Genomic DNA, 8,449 nt, shown 5'->3' with positions numbered 1-8,449 from the left:
TGAGTTCTGAGCCGGATTTTTTACAAGATAATTAGTGAATTCGTGGCTCCTGTTTTTTTAGCCACTAATGCACGAATAAAGTTTTAGAATCGGGCCTGATGAATATTAAGCCGGATATTTTACAAGATTATTAGTGAATTCGTGGCTCCTATTTTCTTTAGCCACTAATGCACGAATGAAATTTAAGAATCAATCCAGATGAATTCTAAGCCAAATATTTTACAAGATAATTAGTGAATTCGTGGCTACCATTTTTTAGCCACTAATGCACGAATGAAATTTAAAAATCAAGGAGAAAATGGTTTGGAACTATCTCCAAAAACTACTCTTTTGTGATGTAGATTGTTTGTTCCGAAATTTACTATAAGTGCAAGTCTGTTTTGGGAAACTTTTAAATAATTGATTGCCTGAGCAACAAATTCAGGAGCAATCCCTGAAACAGCTTTTACTTCCAAGATAATTTTATCCATAATGATAAAATCAGCATAAAATCGATGGGGTAGGATAATCCCTTTGTAATTGACTAGATACTCCTTTTCACGCTGATAATTAATTCCAGATTTTCTAAATTCATATTCCAAGGCATCTTTATATACAATTTCCAAAAAACCATATCCCAGATTTCGATGGACCTCCATGCATTTTCCAATAATCTGGTAACTTTCCTCCTTGTAAATCAAGTCACTCATACATGAACTAATTTACGATTTTTTCTGATGCCTCGAAATTTTAGCGTTGCCAATTTTTAATTGGCGAATTCGTGGCTTCCATTTTTTAGCCACTAATGCACGAATAAAGTTTTAGAATTAGGCCAGATGAATTTTAAGCCGGATATTTTACAAGATTAATAGTGAATTCGTGGCCTAATTTCTTTAGCCACTAATGCACGAATGAAGTTTTAGAATCGGGCCTGATTAACTCTAAAAGCCATTCTCTAGAAAAAAATTAGTGAATTCGTGGCTTCCATTTTTTAGCCACTAATGCACGAATAAAATTTTAGAATCGGGCCTGATTAACTCTAAAAGCCATTCTCTAGAAAAAAATTAGTGAATTCGTGGCTTCCATTTTTTAGCCACTAATGCACGAATAAAATTTTAGAATCGGGCCTGATTAACTCTAAAAGCCATTCTCTAGAAAAAAATTAGTGAATTCGTGGCTTCCATTTTTTAGCCACTAATGCACGAATAAAATTTTAGAATCGGGCCTGATTTATTCTTAAAACCATTCTCCTGAAAAAATTAGTAAGAATTCGTGGCTAATTCAATTAGCTCAAGAGCCGCAGCACTTTTTTCTCCTCCCACTGCAAATACACCCGATCTCCGACTTGATATTTTCGCTGAGGATCGTCAACTTCCCAGATTTGGCCGCTTTCCTTTAATTTAATCTGAAGCGAATTAAAATGAACCAAAAACCGTAAATCGACCACATGTCCTAAAAGTCCCCCTTTGCTTCTCAGCTTGACTTCGTTGGGCCGGATAAACGCATTCTTCTGATCTGGAATGGCATTAATCGGCGAAAATAAACGTGCTACATACTGACTTTCCGGATTGGTGCAGAGGTCAAAGGAATTTCCGTTTTGTACCACTGCCCCTTTTTTAAGAATGATCAGATTATCAGTCAATCGCAAAGCATCATCCAAGTCATGGGTCACAAAAATGACTGTTGTTTTCAATTCCTTGAACATTCGTCCCAATTCATCAATCAATTGATGCTTTTGAATGGTATCCAAGGAAGAAAAAGGCTCATCGAGCAAAAGCACTTCGGGTTCGATGGCCAAAGCCGCTGCAATCGCCACTTTCTGCTGCTGTCCTCCCGACAATTGGCGGGGAAAACGATCCCGAAATTCCTTCAGTCCAAATTGCTCCAGCAGCTTTTCCTCACGGACTTTTGCGTAGCTTTTATCGTACTGAAGGAGCGGTCTTCGGATATTTTCCAACACCGTAGAATTGGGCAAAAGATGATAATCCTGGTGAATCAATTTGACCTGATCATATCCGGGCACCAACTTTTTTTTGGGATTTAGAATTTCCTCCTTTTCCAAAAAAACCTGTCCCGAATCCTGGACTTCCAGTCCCGCCATGATTCGAAGCAAGGTGGATTTACCCGATCCGCTTTCGCCTACAATGGAAAGAAATTCTCCCCGGTCCAGATTCAGCGAAAACTCCCGAAGGGCGGCGGTACCTTGGTAGGACTTTTTGATTTTTTTTACGTTGAAAAAACTCATGAATTGATTTCGGCTTGGATCTTTTTGGGAAGAGAAGCAAAGATGAGTTGATAGGAATGATCTGCCAAATCCAAAATTAACTGATCGGGGACATCTGATGTTGCATAGACCGAATTCCACATTTTTTTATTCATATGATACCCCGGTCGGATTCCGTCGTATTGCTCCCTGAGTTCGGAGGCGTATTCGGGATCGCATTTTAAATTGATATATTCAAAGTTTGTCAAATCGGTAATGGCAAATATTTTTCCTCCCACCCGAAAACAGAGTGTGTTTTCATCAAATGGCGTATCCTCCGTCACTCCGGGTTTTGCCAAACAATAGTCACGAAAATAGGTTAAATTCATTGAATTGAATCTTGAAGATGGCTGGAAAAAATCTAATCGCAATATCCCAAATCCCTTCTTTCGATAAAAGTCCAAATCCTGATTTCAATCATTTTTTTAATTTCCCCACTGATCCGAATTAAATTTTTAAATACCTCGGAAAACATTAATTTAAGACTTTAAGAAATAAACTGTTCAAAATGACAATTGGTCTGCTAAAAGAACCGGAAGGAGAACGTCGGGTGGCCTTATTACCCGAAAGCGTCAAAATCTTTATCGATTTAAAAGTGAAAGTCCGGGTAGAAACCCAAGCTGGCGAAACTGCTTTTTCGAGTGATGAGAATTACCAAGCCGTCGGTGCGGAAATCTGCTCCAGAAGCGAAACTCTTCAATCGGATTTACTGCTCAGCATACATACTCCTTCGGAAGAGGAAATCAATCAGCTTAAAAAAGGTCAAGTGTTGGTTTGTCAGTTTCAGCCTTTATCCAACAAGGACCTAGTGGACCAACTTTTAGAGCTGAATATCACCTCCTTTTCCATGGACAATGTCCCGAGAACGACACGCGCTCAATCCATGGATGTGCTTTCTTCCATGGCGACTGTAGCGGGATATCAGGCGGTATTGACTGCAGCAAACCAATCTCCACGCTTTTTCCCCATGTTTATGACTGCCGCGGGCAGTATTATTCCATCCAAAGTTCTGGTTTTGGGTGCAGGAGTAGCAGGATTACAGGCTATTGCCACCGCCAAAAGGCTGGGAGCTGTAGTGGAGGCATTTGATGTCCGTGCAGCTGCAGAGGAAGAAGTGAAAAGTTTGGGGGCAAAATTTGTCAAAGTAGAAGGTGCCAAAGACGAAGCCAGTGCCGGAGGTTATGCTGTAGAGCAAAGTGAGGAATATAAAGCCAAGCAGCAGGAGCTTATTCAGGAGCATGCCAAAAAAGCCAATATTATCATTTGTACTGCTCAGATTCCCGGCCGAAAGGCACCGGTTTTAATCACCAAAGAAACGGTGGAAGCCATGGCACCCGGATCAGTAATCGTAGATTTGGCTGCCTCCTCCGGAGGAAACTGCGAACTGACAGAAGACAACCAAACCTGTGAAAAATACGGAGTAAAAATCATCGGCAACTCCAATCTCCCCTCCTCCATGCCGATTGATGCCAGCAAGATGTATGGCAAAAATATGGTCAATTTCCTCAAACTCATGATCACCACTGAAGGCGAGCTGAATCTCAATTGGGAAGACGATATCGTCGCCAATACCTGTGTCACGCATCAAGGAAATGTGATGAGCAGTCGAGTAAAATCAATTCTTTATCCAACAGAAAAAGTCAACTAATGGAAGATATCCTCATTCTATTTTATGAAAACCGGGAATTTATTTTCCTAATCCTCGTCTCAATCTTTTTGGGGATTGAGATCATTTCCAATGTTCCAGCAGTACTGCACACGCCTTTGATGTCCGGTGCAAATGCCATTCACGGAGTAGTCGTCATTGGATCCATTATCATCATGCTTCAAGCGGATCCCACAAATTATTACGCGTTGATTTTGGGATTTTTAGCGGTGATTTTAGGCACGCTAAACGTAGTCGGTGGTTTTGTGGTCACAGACCGGATGTTGGAAATGTTTAAGAAAAAAGCCCGGTAATTATGTTAAACGACTTACTCGGATTGAGCATTTTGGAGCTCAGCTACATCGTAGCATCGATTACATTTATCTTGGGGTTGAAAATGCTCTCCAGCCCGGACAAAGCCCGCAGGGGAAACCTGATCGCCGGATATGGAATGGGGCTGGCAATTGCCGCAACTATTTTATTCAAGGAGGAATTCAGTGCGGATAAATGGCTGAATTATTCCCTGATTTTAGCGGGTTTAGTCATTGGAACAGTTATCGGCACTCGGATGGCACTCAAAGTCAAAATGACTGCCATGCCTCAAATGGTTTCCTTTTTCAACGGAATGGGCGGTGCCTGCGCAGGCGTGATTTCTCTGGTAGAGTTTGATCATCTTCGACATGGAGGGGAAATTTCTGCCGGAATGCTGATTGTGATTTTACTGGGCTTGATTATCGGTTCGGTTTCATTTTCAGGCTCGATCGTAGCCTATGGCAAATTGGAAGGTAAAATAGCCGACAAAGCCCTTCCCGCTGGTCAGTTTATCAATATTAGCTTACTGCTCGCTTTAGTTGGGTTAGCCGGATATTTGGCTGTTTCTGGAGACCTGAGCATGCCGTTGATGTACACCTTACTGGTGCTTTCCTTATTATATGGGGTGCTATTCGTAATGCCGATCGGTGGAGCGGATATGCCGGTTGTGATTTCGCTTTTGAATAGCTTTACAGGAATGGCAGCGGCATTTGGAGGATTTCTCTACGGCAATCAGGCCATGCTGACAGGAGGAATTCTGGTAGGTTCGGCTGGGACCATCCTGACCGTACTGATGTGTACCGCCATGAATCGATCCTTGACCAATGTAATCATCGGTTCTTTTGGAGGTGGTGGCACTTCTGCTGCAAAATCCGGGGAACAAGGAACGGTGAAAGAAATCGGAATCACGGATGCAGCGATTTTGTTGGCTTATGCCAATAAAGTCAGCGTAGTCCCAGGATACGGATTGGCGGTAGCTCAAGCCCAGCATACCGTCCATAATTTGGAGAAAATACTGGAAGATAAAGGGGTCGAATTAACCTATGCTATCCATCCTGTCGCAGGTCGAATGCCCGGGCACATGAATGTCTTGCTTGCCGAAGCAGATGTCCCTTATCCCAAATTACTGGAAATGGAGGACGCCAATGATGATATGGCAAATACCGATGTGGTATTGGTCATCGGTGCCAACGACGTGGTCAATCCCGCTGCGGAAAATGATCCCGGAAGCCCGATTTTTGGGATGCCGATTATTAAGGTTTGGAATGCCAAAAATGTCATTGTCCTCAAGCGATCCATGGGAAAAGGCTATGCGGGCATCGAAAATGAACTTTTCTTTCACCCGAAAAACCGAATGCTTTTTGGCGATGCCAAAGACTCTTTGGAAAAATTAATTGGGGAATTGAAAAATCTATAATTGCACAAATGGCTCATTCGAATAAAAATGAGCCATTTTTTTTAACTTCTCCAAGCTTTGATCAGTCCCGGAATATTTACTAGCGCAATGATTAGCAAGCCGAAAGATTCTCTACCCTCTTCCATTTCGGGTGTTTTCATCGTTAAATCACCCTGCTCTACTTCCTGTCCAATCCAGCCTGACACCGAATCCGGCCAAAAATAAATTGCACCGATTAAGCAAACGGCCACCAGTATCGTCAGTGGAATCTTTGGAAATATTCCGCGAATAGCTAATAGACAAAAGATAATGGCCACCACATAAATACTGACCCATACTTCAGGATCAGGATCATTGATCTGCCAAAAAGCAAAAAGGCCAAATAACACTGCCCAGATGCTATAGAATATTTTTGAAAACTTCATAGTTAGGTTTTTTGAAATTAGGCCTCAGAATGCTCTACACAACCTCTAAAAAATCCCGGCGCAACCTGGTACCCATGATAATCTGCCATGACTTCCTTAACCGTGGTAAACCCATTGATGGTTTGAGATTTGATCAAAGCAAAAAACTGCTTTTCCTCTTCGACCTCGGAATTCGCCATGGCTAATAGAATCTCTTCCCTGCCTGTCTGATCCCTGTCCAGAAAGTCTGTTTTTGCCAAAGCAGCCAATTGACTTTTGATCAGCTGCTGATCTTCTTCTTCATAACAATGCTCAAACAACCTAATGAGATAATTATCTGTCCCGGTGGACAATGCGCCTATCGGCTTGGGATCGGGTAAGGGACTTTTGGCAGGAATCCCTTCTGGAATCAGCGTGTCAGCAATGGCAGATATCAGCTTTTCCTCCTTAAAAGTAAAAAAACCTTCATGAGTCAACTGATCCACGAGTTGCCATTTCCAATCTGCGAAAACCAGCCCAGCAATTCCTACTCCTGAGGCACCTAATATTTTGAGGGATTTTCTACGGTTCATCGGGTTTGAGTTAATTTCAGATCAAGTTATTAAATTCTGGAATTTTTTCCCTAGCCAGTCCACCAATGGCGAAATTGAAATGTTAAAGGTTTGAATTTATACTCAGTTCGGATTTTTTACATCGAGGCTTTTCAGCTCAACTCTATTTCCTGTAATCAAGCGGAGCTTTTCGATCTCCCACAAGCGCTTCGTAATCAAACCCTTCACCTTGTCTTTTGGTCAATTCTTCTTTTGCCTTGTCTGCGATTTCTGGATTTTTGAACACATCCATAGCGGTCAATGCCAAGGTTTTCGCGGCAACCATCATTCCTTTAATCCCAATACTTGTCCCCCCTGCTGCTACTGCTTGCCAGGTATGAGCTGAGGTACCCGGAACCCAAGTAGCCGTACCTAAACCAGCTGTTGGCACCAGCCAGCTGATATCTCCCACATCGGTCGATCCGCCGGTTCCTTTTTCCCGAACCATAAAGGGATCGATTTTTTCAGCATCGGCTGGACTGACATCTATTCCCTCAAATCCCTCGATCATTTCCTCCGCAAACTTCAGCTCCTCGGGATCATATTTTACTCCTCCAACCGTTTCCAGATTTTTGTGCATCACTCGAGCCAGTGTCTCGTTGGGCATCAGATTATAAACTCCATTGATGATTTCGAATTCCATTCGGGTTTGGGTGCCCTGAGCTGCCCCTTCTGCTGCTGCCACCATTTTTTGAAAAATTTCTTTTACTACTTCTGCATCAGGATGACGCACATAATGATACGATTCTGCAAAGGCAGGGACCACATTGGGTGCTTCTCCACCCCGAGTAATGACATAATGCATTCTCGTCTCTTGAGGCACATGCTCCCGCATCAGGTTGACCATAAAGTTCATTGCTTCCACTCCATCCAAGGCAGATTTACCTCGCTCCGGAGCTGCGGCGGCATGAGAAGCTACCCCATAAAACCGGAATTTGGTAGAAATATTGGCCAGCGAACTGTTGGCCCCAGCATTATTTCTGCTACTCGGGTGCCAATGCAACATGGCGTCTACATCATCTACCAATCCCGCACGAGCCATATATACTTTTCCTCCGCCACCTTCTTCCGCAGGTGTCCCAAAAACACGGATTGTTCCTTCGATTCCGTTCGTTTCCATCCATTCCTTAACTGCAATTCCAGCAGCGACAGAAGCAGTACCAAATAAATGGTGCCCACAAGCATGACCCGCCCCCCCTTCGACTAGTGGTTTTGGAAAAGGCACTGCATCCTGAGAAACACCAGGCAGGGCATCAAACTCAGCCATGATGCCAATTACTGGCATTCCAGACCCAAATTCAGCCACAAAAGCTGTTGGAATTTCAGCTACTCCGGTCTTGACTGTAAATCCCGCATCCGCCAGTGTTTTTTGAAGCAAAGCGGAACTTTCGGTTTCCAAATAGCCCAATTCAGGATTGGACCAAATCTGCTGCGCGATATTGGCATAGAAATCCTTTGAAGATTCAAGTTTTTGGATCACTTCTTCTTGGGCCATCAGGCCGAAAAAGGAAAACAAGAAGGTAAAGGTAAGGCTGACTTTTTTCATCTGTTTATAATTTGTTTTTTAGAGGTCAGATGGAATCTCGCACATTTTACAATCATCCCCCTGTGTGTCGCTTGTGTTGTGCTCGATTTCATAATAAGAGCTTAAATCTCAATCTAAGTTAAACTTCCGGAAAATTAGAGTGAATTCCTTCCCCTAGCAAAGATTTATCTCTAAAACTTAAAAATATCCAAATAAAATTAATGACTAAAAAGTATTAACCTAGATACTCTTTGTTATTTATCAAATCTGAACAGATTTTTAATGTATTTAAAATACATTTTTTAAGAATAATCGCTACATTTCTGATTCCCAAC

9 protein-coding genes are annotated in these 8,449 nt (G+C 42.4%); 3 read left to right on the top strand and 6 right to left on the bottom strand.

Going from position 1 to position 8,449, the window contains the following annotated elements:
* Positions 1–287: 287 nt before the first annotated feature.
* The 3 genes from BM043_RS15785 to BM043_RS15775 all read right to left on the bottom strand — a co-directional run bounded on the left by BM043_RS15785 (position 288) and on the right by BM043_RS15775 (position 2,571).
* Complete coding sequence (locus BM043_RS15785) at positions 288–689, bottom strand: GxxExxY protein (RefSeq protein ID WP_092793393.1); 402 nt, start codon at positions 687–689, stop codon at positions 288–290.
* Between the two features lie 575 nt (positions 690–1,264).
* Positions 1,265–2,224, bottom strand: a complete 960-nt coding sequence (locus tag BM043_RS15780; RefSeq protein WP_092793391.1) for an ABC transporter ATP-binding protein — start codon at positions 2,222–2,224, stop codon at positions 1,265–1,267.
* Positions 2,221–2,571 carry an MmcQ/YjbR family DNA-binding protein gene (locus BM043_RS15775; protein WP_092793389.1) on the bottom strand — a complete coding sequence of 117 codons (351 nt, stop codon included), beginning with the start codon at positions 2,569–2,571 and terminating at the stop codon, positions 2,221–2,223. Before BM043_RS15775 ends, BM043_RS15780 begins: the two co-directional genes overlap by 4 nt.
* Before the next feature lie 179 nt (positions 2,572–2,750).
* On the opposite strand from BM043_RS15775, the gene BM043_RS15770 reads away from it, so the two are divergent.
* From BM043_RS15770 to BM043_RS15760, 3 genes are read left to right on the top strand one after another with little or no spacing between them, the layout of a single operon-like run.
* Positions 2,751–3,890 (top strand): Re/Si-specific NAD(P)(+) transhydrogenase subunit alpha, encoded by a 1,140-nt coding sequence (locus tag BM043_RS15770; RefSeq protein WP_092793386.1) that lies wholly within the window; start codon positions 2,751–2,753, stop codon positions 3,888–3,890.
* Positions 3,890–4,201, top strand: coding sequence for an NAD(P) transhydrogenase subunit alpha part 2 (locus tag BM043_RS15765; protein ID WP_092793384.1), 312 nt, complete (start codon positions 3,890–3,892; stop codon positions 4,199–4,201). The genes BM043_RS15770 and BM043_RS15765 overlap by 1 nt, the downstream gene beginning before the upstream one ends.
* 2 nt (positions 4,202–4,203) lie before the next feature.
* On the top strand, positions 4,204–5,616 hold the full coding sequence (locus BM043_RS15760) for an NAD(P)(+) transhydrogenase (Re/Si-specific) subunit beta (RefSeq protein ID WP_092793382.1): 1,413 nt from the start codon (positions 4,204–4,206) through the stop codon (positions 5,614–5,616).
* Between the two features lie 41 nt (positions 5,617–5,657).
* On the opposite strand, the gene BM043_RS15755 is transcribed toward BM043_RS15760, so the two are convergent.
* The 3 genes from BM043_RS15755 to BM043_RS15745 form a co-directional block, all read right to left on the bottom strand.
* Positions 5,658–6,020, bottom strand: a complete 363-nt coding sequence (locus tag BM043_RS15755; protein ID WP_092793379.1) for a transmembrane 220 family protein — start codon at positions 6,018–6,020, stop codon at positions 5,658–5,660.
* Between the two features lie 17 nt (positions 6,021–6,037).
* Positions 6,038–6,571 (bottom strand): gluconate 2-dehydrogenase subunit 3 family protein, encoded by a 534-nt coding sequence (locus BM043_RS15750; protein ID WP_092793377.1) that lies wholly within the window; start codon positions 6,569–6,571, stop codon positions 6,038–6,040.
* Between the two features lie 142 nt (positions 6,572–6,713).
* Positions 6,714–8,135 (bottom strand): amidohydrolase, encoded by a 1,422-nt coding sequence (locus BM043_RS15745; RefSeq protein ID WP_092793375.1) that lies wholly within the window; start codon positions 8,133–8,135, stop codon positions 6,714–6,716.
* Between the last annotated feature and the right edge of the window lie 314 nt (positions 8,136–8,449).

The sequence above is a fragment of the Algoriphagus hitonicola genome (assembly GCF_900113375.1).
Classification (GTDB): domain Bacteria; phylum Bacteroidota; class Bacteroidia; order Cytophagales; family Cyclobacteriaceae; genus Algoriphagus; species Algoriphagus hitonicola.
This window is presented reverse-complemented; position numbering and strand designations above follow the sequence as displayed.